Here is a 17,303-nt window from a genome sequence, read left to right as displayed (position 1 = left end):
TCGGATTTATTCACTGCGTAAAGAAGCCATAGGTTCGAGTTTTGCTGCACGGCGGGCAGGATAAAAACCAAAGAAAATTCCAGTTGCTGCAGAAACAATAAAACCGGCTATGGGTGGAAGCAAATAAATTGAAAAAGGCCAATCACTAAAATAAGCGACTATACGGGTAAAAATAAGTCCTAAGATAACCCCTAAAGCCCCCCCTAATAATGAAAGCATCACCGACTCGACCAAAAAAAGCGCCTGAATTTCACTGTTTTTTGCACCTACTGCTTTTCTTATACCGATTTCTTTTTTTCGCTCGCTCACGGAAACCAACATCACATTCATTACACCGATACCACCAACCAGTAAAGAGATACCGCCAATAACCGCCAGTAATAAGGTAAAGATTCGTCCCTGACTTTCCATACTGGCTATGATTTGTTTGGCACTGCGCGGAAATACGCTGAGTTTTGGCGCCAGCGAACTGATTCTGTGTTTTATCTGATCGATAACCTCGTCTATGGGGCTATCCGGTCGCAACAGGATAACGGCATTATTTATTTTCGCTTCCTTACTGACCAAACTTATCCCTGCTAGAGGAATGATTGCCGCTTGATTGATGTCTTCATTAAAAAATCCATTTTCCTTCCAATGTTGCGCAATACCAATAATAGTATATAGGGATTGGCCTATGCGCAGCTGTTTACCAACCGGATCATCCATACTGATTTCTTTTATTTGTTGCGCCAACCCATCACCAATAACGCAATAATGCTCAAACGATTCAACAAAAGAGACAAAATGTCCCTGAGCTAAATCGACATGAACTATCTCTGCTAAATGCTCATCAGCGCCAATAACTACTCCCTGCATCACTTTTCCCTGAAAACTTAACTGCTGATAGGCGGTACTGTAAGGGGCAATTTTTTTTATGTAAGGAATCTGATCGGCCAAACTTTGCCATTGCACTATGGAAAGGGAATCTTCACCACTACGGGATTTGCTGGGCATTTTTTGATACACTGAAACAGCCAATAAATCGGTTCCCAAAGCCTTGAATTGTTCCAGTGCTTTTTCGGTAGCCAACTGGCCGCAACTGATTAAGGCAACCACCGCAGCTGTACCGACTAAAATACCCAATACCGCTAAAACAGAGCGAAGTTTGGATGCGGTTAAATTAACCAACGCATGCTGACAATGGTTGATAAAATTCATAAACCTGACTCCGCTACAATCACTCCATCAGCTAAAGTAATTCTGCGCCTGCATTGTGCAGCAACATGCTCATCATGCGTTACCATGATAATCGTGCGGCCTTCGCCATGCAAAGTTAAAAACAAGTTCATTACGTCAGAACCTGTACGTGAATCAAGGGCGCCGGTTGGTTCATCGGCCAAAATGACCTGTGGTTCTGTCACTAAGGCTCTGGCTATTGCAATTCTTTGTTGTTGGCCACCCGACAGTTGCATGGGTCTGTGGGCTGCGAATTGCGCCATGCCTACCTTTTCAAGCACCTGCACCACTTTTTCTTTTATTTGTGGTAAGGGTGTACCTCTGTAAGTCAACGGCAAGGCAACATTTTGCATGGCGGTGAACCGAGGCAGTAAATTAAACTGCTGAAAAACAAAACCAATACTTTGATTGCGAATTAGAGCCGATTCATCATCGCTTAACCCGGCTACGTTTCTGTTCTTTAAACTGTAGGAACCGGAATCCGGCTTATCCAGTAAGCCTATGATATTCATTAATGTTGATTTTCCAGAGCCGGAAGCACCGACTATAGCAAGCAAATCACCCTCATTAACCGTTAAGGAAACGTTGTTTAAGACAGTGCTGCTGATCCCTTCAAGTTGATAGGTTTTTACCAAATCCCTGAGTACAATCAAGGGTTCATTAATCATAAACCACCACATCACCTTCTTTAAGCCCGGATTCGATGACAACAGAATCTGCCTGGGCAGGGCCTGTGGTTACAATGCGCTTTTCAAGGGTACCTTGAGCCAACTTTAATCGGACAATACTGTTTCCTTTTTCGCGCTTCACCGCAGCAATAGGAACCAGGAGTTGATTTTCGCTATCGACATTCAATTCTATAGCAGCACTCATGCCCACTTTAATCCAGGGTTGTTGCTCTGCGGTTAAAGAGTTCACTTCCACCACCGCCGTAAATGAAGGCAATCCACCGCCGCCAGTATTTGATGCCTGAGCATTCACTGCGACCAAGGTGCCTTTTAACTGGTGCTTGCCAAAAGCAACGCCACTAATGGTTGCGCTCATTCCGGGACGGATTTTATCAATATCTATTTCGGGAACATCGATTTCAACGCTAATTCCCTTTAAATCACCAACTAAAGCCAGCACTTGTCCTGCCTTAACTGCAGAACCAACACCAATTCGTGCCAATTTGTCCTCTCCCGACTTGGGCGGATAAAGCATCACGCCATCGCTGGGTGCTTTTAAACGAATAAGATGATGATTGGCGGTTAATATTTTTTTTACTTTATCAAAATCAGCAAGGCTTAACGCCGAAAAATTCTGTGCATTATCCTCATCCATATGCTCCAGCAACTCCGTGAATTTGCGAGTAGCCTGCATGAGAGTCACTCGCGCAGTATCCACATTCGATTTTTCACTTAAAAAATTATTTTTAGATATCAAACCCGCATCCCACAGCTCTTGCGTTCCTGTAAATTTTGCCTTGGCAATAGAATAGCTGTCCTTTGCTTTAAGGTAATCCGTGAGCGTGTCATTGTATTGTTTCTGTAATTCGTTAGAATTCAACGTGAGTATCACATCGCCTTTTTTTACCATCTGACCGTAATGAAAATTCATTGATTCAACTACTGCGACGACCGGGCTGGTTAGCGTGCTCTCGTGCAAGGGTTGAATAGTACCGGTAAAATGAAGGGTTTTATGTAAAGACTGAGGCGTTACTTTATAAGAATGGACCTCGCCTGGCTTAGGCTGTTTTTCGCCGCCGCATGCCGCTAAAAGACCGGCTAAAATCAGGCTTATACTCGTTTTTAAATAGATGTTCATCCGCCATACCTTAGTTTAATTTGCCAATAGTCCAGCGTGGTTCCTAAAGTCCTTTGCAGGGCTGATAACTGATTAAGATACGCAATCTTTGCTCCGATTAAACCTGACTGCGCTTGTATTAACTGATTTTGCGTATTATTGACATCCAATGCACTGGAAATTCCCGCTTGTTGTTTTTTCTTTTCCAGAGCATATGATTTTTGCGCCAATTTTACTTGTTTTTTTGCCAATTCGTAACGTTTTGCCAAACTCTGAATACTGTTGATGATGTTGGTGATATTGGTAATCAAAGCACGCTTTGCCGCAATCAAATTAATTCTGTCTTTTTCCAGTTTTAGTTTTGCATTAATCAGTTGGCTGCGACGGCCAATATCGTTTAATGGAACAGTCAAGGTGAGTCGAGCTGACTCGGTTATGTTGTTGCCATTATAAATACCACGCACGCCTGAATTGACACCAGTGACGTCATTAACGGTACCGCTTTGCACATTAGCGGATAAATCCAACTGCCATAATTGCTGATTTTTTGCAACTTGATACGCTCGTTCATCGGCACGCAAGGCCATTTTTTGGGCTAAATAGGAGACATTATGATTCAGAGCAATCTCTATAGACTGCTGTAAATCAGGAATCACTATCTCTTTTATGGTCACATCACTGGGTACAGACAGACGCATTTCAGGATCGAGGCCTATGGTTTGTAATAAATCCTGAGCAGCTGTTTTAAAATCATTTTCGCCTTGTTCTACCAACAAGCTGAGCGATTCAATTTGATAGGATTGCTGAATATTACCGGTTGGCTCTAATTGTCCCACCTTGATTTTCTTTTCATTCATAGCATAGGATTTTTTTGCTTCGTTTAATTGCAAGCGCTGATTTTGCAAATTGTTACCGCTTAAAATAAGTGCTCTGTAAGCAATGATAACCTGCGTGATTTGATCGGCCACTGACTGGTTCAAGCTAAGCTTGTTAATCTGCTCATTATCAACCGCATCCAATAGCCCGGCTTCATTTACCGATGAACCAAAGCCCCTCAATATAGGCTGAGTCACTGAAAAGTTTAACACAGGATTATAACTGTTATTAACGCCTACATTGTTATCTATAGCCAATGAACCCTTGGTACCTAACTTTGTTTTTAAATCCAGTTCTGGACTTGCCAGGAAGGTATTCGTTTTAGAAGTACCAATACCATCAAAGGTGCTTTTCTGGATCATTCCTTGCGCCCCAAGCGCATATTGCAATTCAAATTCATTTTGAGCCAAACGCAATTGATACCGTTGCATGATCCGGTCTAACTCAGCATTCTGAATATTGGGGTTGTACCTTAAGGCGAGTAAAATGGCTTCTCTGATGCTTAAACGCAGGGTGTTTTTTTTAACCGCAACAGGTGAAGTAGGTAATTCTATCCAGTTTTTTAGCATAAACTCGGGTTTCTCTATTGCCTTGTGTAGGCGAGCTTGGGCATGATTCACTCGTTGCGCCTCTGCAACTGGATTATCCACCCAGCGGTATAATTGCGCTGTATCAGCAAAACCGCTTATTGATCCGAAAAGGGACAACAACAGCAACACCTGTAACAACAATGTTTTTTTTATCAAAAAGTTCACCAATGTCATCGCCCGTTATTGTTAAATTTTAACCAGAAACAGAAAACCTTCGTTTATCCTGAAGTCTTAATGCAGTTAATTCACCGCCCCAAAGACAGCCTGTATCTATCGCATGAATTCCAGGATTAGGACACAACCCCATAAGCGCCGCCCAATGCCCAAAAACAATATCTGCCGGTATTTCTTTTCTACCAGGAACCTCGTACCACGGATGAAGATGAGGTGGAGCTTTGGAAATGGCGCCTTTGTATTTCAATTCCAAACGACCAAGATCATCGCAAAATCGCATGCGGGTAAAATAGTTGATAATCACTTTTAACCTGTCCACACCGATTAAATCATCCATCCACATATCGGGTTTATTACCATACATTTGTGCCAAAAATTCTTTATAGTGTTCGCCAGAAAGGACTGTTTCCACTTCCTTTGCCAGAGACAAAGCCTTAGGCAAATCCCACAAAGGACAAATTCCGGCATGGCACATCACCACATTAAGTTCAGATGAGTAACATAACAAAGACTGTTTTCTTAGCCAATGCCCCAACTCTTCGCCATCAGAGGCTTTTAATACATCCTGAATGGTATCATCATGGCCTTTCCAAGGCCTACCCCCGAACAAAGAACTCAGCAGATGTAAATCATGATTTCCTAAAGTAATTTTGGGCGTAACAGGTAAACGACTGATAAACCGCAATACAGCTAAAGAATCAGGGCCGCGATTCACCAAATCACCAACAAACCATAAACGATCGCTGTGCTCATTAAACTGGATTAAATCAAGCAAGCGTTGTAGCGGTTCATAACATCCTTGCACATCACCAATAGCGTAATCAGACACCGCCTCTCACCCCCGGACCCAAATGAGGTGCCTCACTGTCAATCGCTTGCCATAATCCCGATGCCGATAATTTATGCAGGGGAGTAACCGTTTGCGTATTGTGCTGCTGAGTAAATTGACTGGTAAATGGTGCTTTATGAATTAAATCTATTGCCGACATGGGTTCAATCTTGCCCGTATTAAATTGATATACCTGAACGGTAGACGGCAAAGCGACTGCAAATTCACTAAAAACCACGCCTGTTTCCATTCGTTGGGTATGAGCTTGTTCAAAACGCCCGGTAACACTGCCAGCCACAGCATGACGATGTAATCCCAAAGACAAAAATCCATTTTGCACTGCTTGCCAATTTTTATATTCAGGATGCTCTCTAACAAAAAACTGAAACATTTCCTGGGTCATTAACATACCACCCGGCACCATATATAATGGTGCTTTATTAATCATGATTCGACCTTCGGCCAATGCATTGGTTAGCCATTGAATAAATTCGATACCCATTGCCATCTCTTTTTCAGCAAGAGATGCGGGAACTCCTCCGGCAAATGGGCCTGCTAATCCATAACGACCGCCTCGACCGACTCCGGCTTTAACCATAAATTCATTAATATAGCGCTGAATGGCCAGAGCATCGGCACGGATTAGAATAGCACCCAGGGTACCGGCAGAACGAGGATCTTCGTTGAGCAAAGCCAACCAGACAGCCAACACCTGCGGTTGGGAAGCAATCCAGTTAAAACCGCTGACGGGCATCAAGGTTCTTGCTAATAATAAGTTTAAACGGCGACGAAAATCCTGATCTGCTTCTTTTTGAAACTCATAATCGTAATACGTTCCCGTATCAATCAAACGCTCCAGTAATGGATTCCATTGTTTTAATTGCTGACCATTCGCATCGTACACATGAATACGGTAGTCCAGACATAACTTACCTATTCCTTGCAAAACTGCTGCAGAGTAGAGCGCATACTGCCAAAGCAACTGTTCTTCAGACAGGATTCCGCTTTTATCCAGAACAATAAATTCTTTGAACAAACTTAATGCGGCTTCAGTTCGATTTAATGCGTAGTCCATTACCCCGCCGGGTTGAGAATAATAACTGTTTGCAGTTTCAGGAAGTGATTGGCAATAATCAACCATGTTTTCCAGAAGGACGTTACATAAACTCTCATAGCGAGATGCTTCCAAACCGCTTAATTCCCTTATTCGGTGTATCAAATTCTGGCGTTTGTTATCAAGCAAAAATTGTGCGGCGGTCACATGTCGCATTAAATCTTTAACTGGTTTAGCCTGAGCAGATAAAGTGCTTTTTCGTTGACGATGAAACAAAATAACCTCCAATATGTTATTTTATCTATTTTACACTATTTGGAAATAAATTTCGCTAGTTGAACATATTCCGCAACAGATATTTGTTCTGGTCTTCTACCGCCATCAATGCCCATGGTGTTCAACTCGTCAGCAGAAATAATCCCTTTCAAATTGTTAGTCAGTGTTTTACGGCGCATTGCAAACGAACTGGCAACAATTCGTTCCAGTTGCTCCACTGCAACTGGTGCAAAAGGAGAAACCTGGTAAGGGATCAGCCTGACAACAGCCGAATCGACTTTAGGCTGAGGATCAAAGGCCTCTGGAGGTACATCAAACAAATGCTCAACTTCGCAATGATATTGCAGCATAACGCTCAAACGTCCATAGGCTTTAGTTCCAGGAACAGCAGCCATTCGGTCTACAACTTCTTTTTGCAACATGAAGTGCATGTCATCGATGTGCTTGGCATAACCCAGTAAATGGATTAATAAGGGGGTTGAGATGTTGTAAGGCAAATTGCCTATTACCCTTAAGTGAGAACCCATTTGGCTGTAGTCAACCGTCAAGGCATCAGCAGGAATGAGCTTAAGCTTACCCTGAGCAATAGGAAGCTCTTGCAGGTAACGCTGTAAATCAGTATCAATTTCAATCGCCGTCAGTTGATGCAAGTGCCGCAACAAAGGCTGGGTCAAAGCCCCAAGGCCTGGCCCAATTTCTAATAGGTTGTCATCAGGTTGAGGATTTATAGCTCGCAATAATTCATCAATAATATGCTTGTTTTGCAGAAAATTCTGACCAAAACGCTTACGTGGGCTATGCCTCACTGTGATCACCTCAGCAGTTAAAAAGAAATTATAACGTGCTCTTGAAACGATTACTAGGCAACATCCATGAGGTTATTTTAAACACGATGCAATCCTCAATTAAGCGCCGATTTTTTATAGGTTAAACACGGTTTATCGTTTATTCTATTACCTTGTTTATCATAAAACATGAGAATCCATGTTAGTGCATTTGATTGAACTAAGGCGCCGTGCACTGTATACCCTAATCTTGTTTGGCATCTTGTTTTTTTTGTTTTTTTTTATTGCGACCGATTTATTTCACTATTTGGTCACGCCATTACTGCAATCACTGCCTAACCAGGAAGGGCTGATCGCCACCCAAATTACGTCTTCTGTATTCACGCCGCTAAAACTTGCTGCTGATGCCGCTTTATTGCTGAGCGCCCCTTTTGCATTATTTCAACTTTGGCGCTTTATCAGTCCAGGACTCTATGCAAATGAAAAAAAACAGGTACGTGGCGCAATCGTGTTAAGCATGGTGCTGTTTGCACTGGGGATGGTTTTTTGTTTTTTTATCATTTTGCCATTTATGTTTCAATTTTTTGCCCATGCTTTGCCCAAAGGGGTGCGATTGATGCCCGATATGGCCTATACCCTGGATTTTATCACCCGAATGTTGCTGTTATTTGGCCTGAGCTTTCAATTACCGCTCATCTGTTTAATCATTACCCGCTGCAACCTAGTCAATGTTATGGCACTAAAAAACAGCAGGCCTTACGTTATCGTAAGTGCATTTATCGTAGGAATGCTCCTTACTCCTCCAGACGTGTTCTCACAATTAATGTTGGCCTTACCTTTATGTTTCCTCTATGAACTGGGCATTATACTGGCTGTAGTATTTGCCTGATCACCTAAAAAGCCATGGAGCAATTGCATACGCAAAAATTGCTTTGCAAAATCCATTCAAGCTATCCCCCAATGTACCGATATAAGTTCCATAACGCTCAAAAAGGAGCTGGAAATGGATAAAATCGCTAAATTTAATATTGGAGATTTGGTCATTCACAAACGTGCTCGTTACCGTGCGATTGTTGTGGATGCTGATCCTATATTTCAAGCATCAGGAACCTATAATCCACAAGCAAGCCAACGTGAATTTGCTACCCGGAATCCATGGTATCGCTTATTGGTTGATGACAGCAGTCAGGTCACCTATGTGGAGGAATGCATGCTCATGGCAGACCCCAGCCACCTACCCATCAATAATCCACACATTCATCAATACCTGAGAGAAAAAGAAGGTGCTTACCGCATCACCAATGCCAAACACTAAAGACTTTAGTGGACAGTTACGTGAAGAGAAAGTACCCAGACATGTGGTCTAGGTACTCCGCAACATCAAAACCAACAAGGCGATAAAACCAATTAGAATCAATGCCAAAACACCCATGGTGGATGCGCTTTTACTTAAATTTTCTTTACTGAACTGATCGGGGCTACCCTTGATAAAACGATACAAAACAAACACAATCAATACGGCACCAATTATTCCTAAAATTTGATATAAAGTTTCCATTAATTCTCTCCTTGAGCATTATTCCTGTTGCCTTAAACTCACTTTACCGTGATTCAAAAGCAAATGCATCTGAAAAAAGGTGCGCAGGCGCTACGCCATAATCCACAAGAACATCACGTGTACTGTAAACCATGTCGAAAGGACCGCTTAAAACGATTTGCCACTCACCAAGATCATCACTATGTCTGGAGATAGCACAAGAAGCAAGCGTCTCATTACTCTCGTTAGACAGTAATGAACAGTATTTAAAGTGACTGGCATGATTTTGCCAATGAATAACCTTTTCATCCAGATACAAATCGCTGCGTGAGCGGGCACCCCAAATTAACTCAAAACAACGTTGGTCGTTCGTTGCGAGCAAGTGCTCAATCATTGCCTTAACTGGCGCAAATCCCGTGCCTCCGGCGATAAACAGAATGGGTCTTTCCTTATCGAGGTGATTCATGCTGCAATTACCAAAAGGCAAACGAATGGTTATTTCGCCATGTTCTTTAATATGAGCAAAGAGACGTTGATTGGAAGAATTTTCCAAACTATGGCGTATGTGCAATTCATATTTGTGAGAACCCAAGGGAGCGTTAGCAATAGAATAGCTCATCTCCTCATCACCCAAAATAATCTGCAAATATTGACCTGCCTGATAGGGCACGTATTGTGCAGGATTTAAAACAAGCTGCGTAATGCTGTCAGTTAGTGGTGCAATAGTCTCTACCTGAGCCTGAACTGTTTTTTCTATCATTAATCTAATCCCAGAGAAGACCAATATCCATTTACTTTAGTTATGATTTCTTCATCCATTTTAATAGGTCGCCCCCATTCTCTTTGGGTTTCTCCAGGCCATTTGCTGGTTGCATCCATTCCCATTTTTGATCCTAAACCAGAAACAGGTGAAGCAAAATCCAAATAGTCTATAGGCGTATTCTCAATCATCACGGTATCACGAGCCGGATCCATTCGTGTTGTAATTGCCCAGATCACATCCTGCCAATTTCTGGCATTCACATCATCATCGCATACAATAACAAATTTGGTATACATAAATTGCCGCAAGAAAGACCACACAGCCATCATAACTCTTTTGGCATGACCCGGGTATTCTTTCCTGATGGTCACTACAGCCAATCGATAAGAACATCCCTCAGGCGGCAGATAAAAATCAACTATCTCGGGGAACTGTTTTTGCAGCAACGGGATAAACAATTCGTTTAAAGCAACACCCAATACTGCCGGCTCGTCAGGTGGCCTACCCGTATAGGTACTCAGGTATATGGGATTATCACGATGAGTGATACGCTCTACTGTAAACACCGGAAAGGACTGTACCTCATTAAAATAACCAGTGTGATCGCCATAAGGGCCTTCTGGAGCTTCTTCGCCCGGCTCTATGTACCCTTCCAAAATAATTTCTGCACTGGCAGGCACATGCAATTCATTGCCTATACAACGGGTCAAGCGGGTACGTTGACCACGCAGCAAACCAGCAAATGCGTATTCAGATAAGGTATCAGGGACTGGGGTCACCGCAGCCAAAATAGTGGCAGGATCTGCCCCTAAAGTCACGGCTACAGGAAAACGCTCGCCTGGATTGGATTTCAGCCAGGCTTGATAATCAAGAGCGCCGCCTCGATGAGAAAGCCAGCGCATGATTAATTTATTTTTACTCAATAATTGCTGACGATAAATTCCCAAATTTTCTCGGGTTTGATTTGGACCTTTTGTCGTCACCATGCCCCAGGTAATTAAAGGAGCAACATCACCGGACCAGCACGTTTGTATGGGCAGCATGGTCAAATCCACTTCATCTTTTTCCCATACATTGTTCTGACATTCAGCGCCGCTCACGTATTTGGGTGCCAAAGTCATAGCCGGCTTTAATAAAGACAACTTACTAAACAAGTCTTTAATCCCTTTGGGCGGTTCTGGCTCCTTTAATGCAGCTAACAATTTACCCACATCCCTCAATGCAGCAATAGACTCCTCTCCCATACCCATGGCCACACGATCCACCGTTCCAAACAAGTTAGTCAAGACCGGCATTTGGTAATTAGCAGGGTTGGTAAAGAGCAAGGCAGGGCCACCTGAGCGCAATACTTTATCGCTTATGGCAGTCATTTCAAAATGAGGAGAAACGGGATAATCAATGCGCTTTAATAAGTCACGTGCTTCAAGCTGTGCGATAAAATCTCTTAGATCAGAGTAGTTCATTAGTGATTTAACTCAAATGGATTAGATTAGTTTGTTCCAATTGAACGCTTAACCCATTCTGACTGAGAGAGGCATACCTTATCCAAAGAGGGGTTTTACCTGCCTGCAGCCCGAACAGATTCACGTATACTACCTGGTTTATGCCCATGGGCATAAACCAGGCGAACCAAAGCTGATTTTGGTTAGTGAAAAAGCGAAGAATACTACTCTTGTCTTTTCATTGCATCAAAAAACTCAGCGTTGGTTTTATGATTTTTCATACGCTCTAACAAGAACTCTATAGCATCACATTCATCCATAGATTGCAGAATTTTACGTAATATCCAGGTTCGTTGTAAGTCTTCAGGACTTAACAACAAATCTTCACGCCGAGTTCCAGAACGATTAATATTAATAGCAGGAAACACTCGACGCTCAGCAATATTACGACTCAAATGGATCTCCATATTACCGGTTCCCTTGAATTCTTCGTAAATCACTTCATCCATTTTCGAACCAGTATCCACCAAAGCAGTAGCAATAATGGTTAAACTGCCGCCTTCCTCGATGTTTCGTGCCGCACCGTATAAACGCTTGGGGCGTTGCAATGCATTCGCATCAACACCACCGGTCAGAACCTTACCTGATGAGGGAACAACCGTGTTATATGCTCGTGCCAGACGAGTGATGGAATCAAGCAGAATAACCACATCTCTTTTATGCTCAACCAATCGCTTGGCCTTTTCAATCACCATCTCGGCAACTTGTACGTGACGGTTTGCAGGCTCATCAAAGGTACTGGCAACGACTTCACCTTTCACCGAACGCTGCATTTCGGTCACTTCTTCAGGCCGTTCGTCTATAAGCAATACAATCAAGTAACATTCTGGATAATTTTTTTCTATAGACCGGGCAATGTTTTGCAGCATCAAGGTTTTACCCGCTTTAGGGGGCGATACAATCAAACCACGCTGTCCTCGACCAAATGGGGCACATAAATCAACAACCCTGGCGGTCAAATCTTCGGTACTGCCGTTACCCTGTTCCATAACTAATCGTTGGGTAGCAAATAAAGGAGTAAGGTTTTCAAAGAGTATTTTGCGTTTCGCACTGTCTGGCGTGTCGTAGTTGATCTGATCAACCTTTAATAAAGCAAAATAACGCTCGCTGTCTTTTGGCGGTCGAATTTTACCCGAGATGGTATCGCCTGATCTTAAACCAAAACGTCTGATTTGACTTGGAGAGACGTAAATGTCATCTGGTCCTGCCAGATAAGAACCATCTGCTGATCGCAAGAATCCAAAACCATCAGTCAAAACTTCCAAGACACCATCGCCGTGGATGTCTTCACCTTTTAAAGCATGTGCTTTAAGAATTGCAAAAATAATGTCTTGTTTACGCAAACGGGAGGTATTTTCAACTCCCATCTCCTGGGCGATATTAACGAGGTCAGCAATAGCTAATTGCTTTAGTTCACTAAGATTCATACTTCTCACTTGATTTGTAGTTTAAACGAATTGAATATCCGAGAAAATTTTTTGTTAGGGAATAGCAGCTAAGAATTCGACTGCCTATGCAACATGTTCCGATCTTTTAGCATGTCACATATTGCTAACAGGCTATCACAGCTTGCAAACAAGATCCAACTTTTTTATACAAAAACTAAAAGAATTTGCTTACAGGATGTAGCTTTCGTTTCATTCCCGAAGATTGATGCAGTGACGGTTAGTCTCGATTTTTTTCTTACGCCAACCATCACTCAAACAGGATTAAACGTGACTTTCAACAAAAGCGCTTAATTGGGACTTGGACAGTAAGCCCATTTTAACGGCTTCAACCTGACCATTTTTAAATAAAATCAGGGTGGGTATGCTCATTACACCAAATTTGGCAGGTGCTTGAGGGTTGTCATCAATATTAATTTTTGCAAAAGTAACGTCTTTGCTGTGCGATGCAGCAACTTCTTCCAGAATAGGAGTCAGTGCTCGGCATGGACCACACCACTCAGCCCAAAAATCAACTAAAACTGGTTTGCTGGAATTAATGACATCCTGATCGAAACTTGCGTCTGTCACTGTTTTAATATTATCACTCATGAGTATTCCTCAACTGTTTAAAATTCAATTATAGATCACCACCAACTGCTTGCAACACGCTTAAGGCAGTAATAGCCGCTGTTTCTGTTCGTAAAATTCTTGGTCCCAAAGATAAAGGTAAATACTCCGATTGACAAGCCAATTTAATTTCGTCATCACTCCACCCACCCTCGGGCCCTATGATCAACGAAATATCGGATGAGCCGATCGGATAATCCCGCCATGTTTTTTTCCCTTCGGGATGTAAAATATATTTGCTTGCCGCATTGGCCAAGCCCAAATAGTCCTCTAACAAAAGGGGAGGATGAACTGGCGGAATCACGTTACGACCCGATTGCTCGCAAGCAGAAATGACAATATTTTGCCATTGATTCACTTTTTTTGCCATGCGTTCTTTATCCAGTTTTACAGCGCAACGCTCCGTTAATAGGGGTGTTATGGAAGCGACTCCCAGCTCAACTGCCTTTTGCATGACCAGCTCCATACGATCGCCCTTAGAGATGGCTTGCCCCAGATGAACGCTTAAAGGCGACTCGCGATTCACCTCTTTAACCTCTTTGATTGCGACATGAACTTGCTTTTTTTTAACCCGCTCAATTACAGCAGAATATTCACGATTGTCTCCGCAAAACAGAGTAAGCGGCTCACCTGCTTGCATGCGTAATACCACTGCCACATGTTGACCCGCATCGGGTGTTAATTCCAATACCTGCCCAACGGGACAACAGCCAGGTTGATAGATACGTATTTCTCTCACGGTTTATTCACCAAAAATATGAAGCCGACACTATAACAAAAATTACTTAATAACGTCTGCTATGCTAAAATGATTATTTCCTTTCAAACAGAATTATTTTATCCAAGGAAGCAAATATGACGAACTCTATGCGTATTGAATCAGACAGTATGGGTGAAATTGAAGTGCCCGCAGACAAATATTGGGGCGCCCAAACTGAACGTTCCTTACATCACTTCAACATTGGCTCCGACATTATGCCTCGTGAAGTAACACATGCCTTTGGTATCCTGAAAAAAGCTGCTGCACTGACTAATCAGGAATTAGGCAAACTTCCCAGTGACAAAGCCGACTTAATCGTCAAAGCAGCTGATGAAGTCAGTAAAGGCATCCTGGATGCTCATTTTCCTTTGCATGTCTGGCAAACAGGAAGCGGCACTCAATCGAATATGAATGCCAATGAAGTCATATCCAACAGAGCGATTGAGTTGGCTGGCGGAATCATGGGTACCAAGACCCCAATTCACCCCAATGATCATGTGAATATGTCTCAATCTTCAAATGATACCTTCCCTACAGCCATGCATATCGCAGCAGCCATAGCAATCAATAATAAACTACTGCCTGCCGTGCGCAATTTAAGAGATGCTTTTGCAATAAAAGTTGCAGCCTTTAAGGATATAGTAAAAATAGGCAGAACGCATTTACAAGATGCCGTGCCAATCACCTTGGGACAAGAGTTTTCCGGTTATGTTGCTCAACTCGATGCCTGCATTCACAGAATAGAAGAAGTACTACCCGAACTTTATGAATTGGCAGCAGGGGGCACAGCCGTAGGTACGGGTTTAAACACCCATCCGCAATTTGCCGTTAAAGTGGCAAAACACATTGCCGCCATTACTCAATTGCCCTTTGTTACAGCACCCAACAAATTTGCCGCTTTAGCGTCACACGAGCCTTTGGTTTTTGCGCACGGTGCGATGAAAACTTTGGCTTGCGCATTAATGAAAATTGCCAATGACATTCGCTGGCTTGCTTCAGGACCTCGCTGCGGCATAGGTGAGATAACCATTCCAGAAAATGAGCCGGGCTCATCCATCATGCCTGGTAAAGTCAATCCAACGCAATGCGAAGCAATGACCATGGTATGTGCTCAGGTTTTAGGAAACGATACTGCCGTAGGAATAGCTGACAGTCAGGGGAATTTTGAACTGAACGTATTTAAGCCCGTTATCATATTCAACGTGTTGCATTCGTTAAATCTTTTGGCGGATACCTGTCATTCCTTCCAGGAGTTTTGTGCAGAAGGCATAGAAGCCAATCAACCGGTGATTGACTATTATCTGCATCATTCCTTGATGCTGGTCACAGCGCTAAATCAGCATATTGGTTATGATAAAGCCGCAAAAATAGCCAAGACAGCTCATCATGATAATTCATCGCTACAAGAGGCTGCTGTAAAACTCGGTTATTTAACCGCAGAACAATTTGCGCAGTACGTTAAACCGGAAGAAATGATCGCACCTCAATAAGTTCTATTCCTGGCGAATATAAAACTGCGTCCCCTCGATTATCGCAGCAAGGGGGCGCAAGCTCTCTCCACCGTGTTACTCTATAACAGGCAATTGTGGCGCAGCAGTTTGTTTTGGGCCAGGAGTTGATTCCTGAGTTGGCTCTTTCGATGCGTAACTTTTTTGTTTTGGCGCAGAGACAACTGCAGCTGACTTATCAACGTGAGTTGAATACTCTGTTGAGTATGTAGACTCTTGAGCGCTTTGCCCGTCCATGTGACAACCTGATAATCCTACAACCAAAGCAGCGGCACCTGCCCACATTAACAACGTTGCATTATTCATACTAAGCTCCCTGCATAAGTTAATAAATTAAAGCGAATCTCCACTTCTCTCAACCAATATAAATTAAAAATCACGAATTAACCACTACAAATTCATCCGCAAAATCAGGATTTTTTTTCTTAAACTTAAAGACCATAACTCAAATGGCCATTTTGCATTTTATGTCTATATGCTTATAATCAAATCTTTCATATCAATAAGGGACTAATATGATTTACCCTAATATTTTGGGTGCGATAGGACATACGCCTGTGGTAAAAATAAATCGTCTGGGCAGCGAGTTGGATTGTGAGCTCTATGCTAAATGTGAGTATTTCAACCCAGGAGGATCTGTTAAAGATCGTATAGGTTATGAAATGGTTGTCCAGGCTGCGCGAGCAGGGCAAATAAAACCCGGTGATACCCTGATAGAACCAACCTCAGGCAATACCGGAATAGGCATTGCACTGGCAGGAGCCGTTTTAGGGTACAAGGTTATCATCACCATGCCAGAAAAAATGAGCCAGGAAAAACAATCCGTACTTGAGCTTTTGGGGGCAAAAATATACCGAACACGCACTGAAGCGGCATCACACGACCCGGACAGCCATATTTCTTTGGCAAAAGATCTTAAAAAGAAAATACCCAATTCTCACATACTCGATCAATACGCTAATCCCAATAATCCTAATGCGCATTATTGCGGTACAGCTCAGGAAATAATTGATGATTTCGGTATGGATCTGCATATGGTCGTTGCAGGAGTCGGTACCGGTGGAACAATTACCGGAATAGCAAAGCGATTAAAAGAATATAATCCCCAAATAAAAATTATAGGCGCTGATCCTGAAGGCTCGATACTAGGAGGGGGAACGGAGGTGAAATCTTATCTGGTTGAAGGAATTGGTTATGATTTCTTTCCGGACGTACTGGATAATCATTTAATCGATGCTTATGTTAAAACAAACGACGCTGATTCATTCAAAACAGCAAGACGATTAATTCGTGAAGAAGGATTGCTTGTAGGGGGATCTTGCGGTTCTGCAATGTGGGCAGCGCTACAGGCAGCAAAATCACTGAAAAAGGGACAGAAATGTCTGGTTATTTTACCGGATTCTATTCGCAATTACATGTCAAAATATGCTAATGATGAATGGATGAAGCAGCACGATTTTCTGTAAGCACATCTCTACACCATCATAACGCATTATGCATGCGACTCTGTAGAATAAACCTCTGTACACAGGGTAAACGCATCTAAATTATGAACATAAATCTCCACCCTTTTGCCTACGTCCTGCGCTTTA

General features: G+C 42.7%; 18 protein-coding genes. 4 read left to right on the top strand and 14 right to left on the bottom strand.

The window, feature by feature from the left end; genetic code table 11:
- Positions 1-6 precede the first annotated feature (6 nt).
- The 7 genes from Lwor_RS06395 to rsmA form a co-directional block, all read right to left on the bottom strand.
- Positions 7-1,200: an ABC transporter permease gene (locus Lwor_RS06395; protein WP_058493070.1), complete on the bottom strand. Its 1,194-nt coding sequence runs from the start codon at positions 1,198-1,200 to the stop codon at positions 7-9.
- A complete protein-coding gene (locus Lwor_RS06390) occupies positions 1,197-1,886 on the bottom strand; it encodes an ABC transporter ATP-binding protein (RefSeq protein WP_058493069.1) in 690 nt (229 codons plus the stop codon). The genes Lwor_RS06395 and Lwor_RS06390 overlap by 4 nt, the downstream gene beginning before the upstream one ends.
- Positions 1,879-3,024, bottom strand: coding sequence for an efflux RND transporter periplasmic adaptor subunit (locus Lwor_RS06385; RefSeq protein ID WP_058493068.1), 1,146 nt, complete (start codon positions 3,022-3,024; stop codon positions 1,879-1,881). The genes Lwor_RS06390 and Lwor_RS06385 overlap by 8 nt, the downstream gene beginning before the upstream one ends.
- A complete protein-coding gene (locus Lwor_RS06380; RefSeq protein WP_415582806.1) occupies positions 3,021-4,529 on the bottom strand; it encodes a TolC family protein in 1,509 nt (502 codons plus the stop codon). Before Lwor_RS06380 ends, Lwor_RS06385 begins: the two co-directional genes overlap by 4 nt.
- 133 nt (positions 4,530-4,662) lie before the next feature.
- Entirely contained in the window at positions 4,663-5,472 is an 810-nt protein-coding gene (locus Lwor_RS06375) for a symmetrical bis(5'-nucleosyl)-tetraphosphatase (protein ID WP_058493066.1), read from the bottom strand.
- Positions 5,465-6,802 carry a conjugal transfer nickase/helicase domain-containing protein gene (locus tag Lwor_RS06370; protein ID WP_172458828.1) on the bottom strand — a complete coding sequence of 446 codons (1,338 nt, stop codon included), beginning with the start codon at positions 6,800-6,802 and terminating at the stop codon, positions 5,465-5,467. Before Lwor_RS06370 ends, Lwor_RS06375 begins: the two co-directional genes overlap by 8 nt.
- Before the next feature lie 35 nt (positions 6,803-6,837).
- Positions 6,838-7,608 carry a 16S rRNA (adenine(1518)-N(6)/adenine(1519)-N(6))-dimethyltransferase RsmA gene (rsmA, locus tag Lwor_RS06365; protein ID WP_058493064.1) on the bottom strand — a complete coding sequence of 257 codons (771 nt, stop codon included), beginning with the start codon at positions 7,606-7,608 and terminating at the stop codon, positions 6,838-6,840.
- A gap of 178 nt (positions 7,609-7,786) precedes the next feature.
- Here rsmA and tatC point away from each other — a divergent pair, with 178 nt between their 5' ends.
- Positions 7,787-8,476, top strand: coding sequence for a twin-arginine translocase subunit TatC (gene tatC / locus Lwor_RS06360; protein ID WP_058493063.1), 690 nt, complete (start codon positions 7,787-7,789; stop codon positions 8,474-8,476).
- Between the two features lie 114 nt (positions 8,477-8,590).
- The gene (hspQ, locus tag Lwor_RS06355) at positions 8,591-8,902 is read left to right on the top strand and encodes a heat shock protein HspQ (protein ID WP_058493062.1); all 312 of its coding nucleotides are present in this window, start codon (positions 8,591-8,593) and stop codon (positions 8,900-8,902) included.
- Between the two features lie 48 nt (positions 8,903-8,950).
- Here hspQ and Lwor_RS06350 read toward each other — a convergent pair whose 3' ends face one another.
- The 6 genes from Lwor_RS06350 to Lwor_RS06325 form a co-directional block, all read right to left on the bottom strand.
- Positions 8,951-9,145 (bottom strand): hypothetical protein, encoded by a 195-nt coding sequence (locus Lwor_RS06350; protein WP_058493061.1) that lies wholly within the window; start codon positions 9,143-9,145, stop codon positions 8,951-8,953.
- A gap of 43 nt (positions 9,146-9,188) precedes the next feature.
- On the bottom strand, positions 9,189-9,884 hold the full coding sequence (locus Lwor_RS06345; protein WP_058493060.1) for an NAD(P)H-flavin reductase: 696 nt from the start codon (positions 9,882-9,884) through the stop codon (positions 9,189-9,191).
- Positions 9,884-11,350: a 4-hydroxy-3-polyprenylbenzoate decarboxylase gene (gene ubiD / locus Lwor_RS06340; protein WP_058493059.1), complete on the bottom strand. Its 1,467-nt coding sequence runs from the start codon at positions 11,348-11,350 to the stop codon at positions 9,884-9,886. The genes Lwor_RS06345 and ubiD overlap by 1 nt, the downstream gene beginning before the upstream one ends.
- A 203-nt stretch (positions 11,351-11,553) precedes the next feature.
- Positions 11,554-12,816, bottom strand: coding sequence for a transcription termination factor Rho (gene rho / locus Lwor_RS06335; RefSeq protein ID WP_028382861.1), 1,263 nt, complete (start codon positions 12,814-12,816; stop codon positions 11,554-11,556).
- A gap of 282 nt (positions 12,817-13,098) precedes the next feature.
- The gene (trxA, locus tag Lwor_RS06330) at positions 13,099-13,425 is read right to left on the bottom strand and encodes a thioredoxin (protein ID WP_058493058.1); all 327 of its coding nucleotides are present in this window, start codon (positions 13,423-13,425) and stop codon (positions 13,099-13,101) included.
- A gap of 28 nt (positions 13,426-13,453) precedes the next feature.
- Complete coding sequence (locus tag Lwor_RS06325; protein ID WP_058493057.1) at positions 13,454-14,182, bottom strand: 16S rRNA (uracil(1498)-N(3))-methyltransferase; 729 nt, start codon at positions 14,180-14,182, stop codon at positions 13,454-13,456.
- Positions 14,183-14,310: 128 nt separating this feature from the next.
- Here Lwor_RS06325 and fumC point away from each other — a divergent pair, with 128 nt between their 5' ends.
- A complete protein-coding gene (fumC, locus tag Lwor_RS06320; protein ID WP_058493366.1) occupies positions 14,311-15,693 on the top strand; it encodes a class II fumarate hydratase in 1,383 nt (460 codons plus the stop codon).
- Positions 15,694-15,768: 75 nt separating this feature from the next.
- On the opposite strand, the gene Lwor_RS06315 is transcribed toward fumC, so the two are convergent.
- Positions 15,769-16,017: a hypothetical protein gene (locus tag Lwor_RS06315; protein WP_058493056.1), complete on the bottom strand. Its 249-nt coding sequence runs from the start codon at positions 16,015-16,017 to the stop codon at positions 15,769-15,771.
- 209 nt (positions 16,018-16,226) lie between these two features.
- Between Lwor_RS06315 and Lwor_RS06310 the strand changes: the two genes are divergently transcribed.
- The gene (locus Lwor_RS06310) at positions 16,227-17,177 is read left to right on the top strand and encodes a pyridoxal-phosphate dependent enzyme (RefSeq protein ID WP_058493055.1); all 951 of its coding nucleotides are present in this window, start codon (positions 16,227-16,229) and stop codon (positions 17,175-17,177) included.
- The last annotated feature ends 126 nt before the right edge of the window (positions 17,178-17,303 follow it).

The organism is Legionella worsleiensis, assembly GCF_001467535.1.
Lineage (GTDB): Bacteria > Pseudomonadota > Gammaproteobacteria > Legionellales > Legionellaceae > Legionella > Legionella worsleiensis.
The sequence above is the reverse complement of the archived record's forward strand: the minus strand, read 5'-3'. Positions and strand labels throughout refer to the sequence as shown.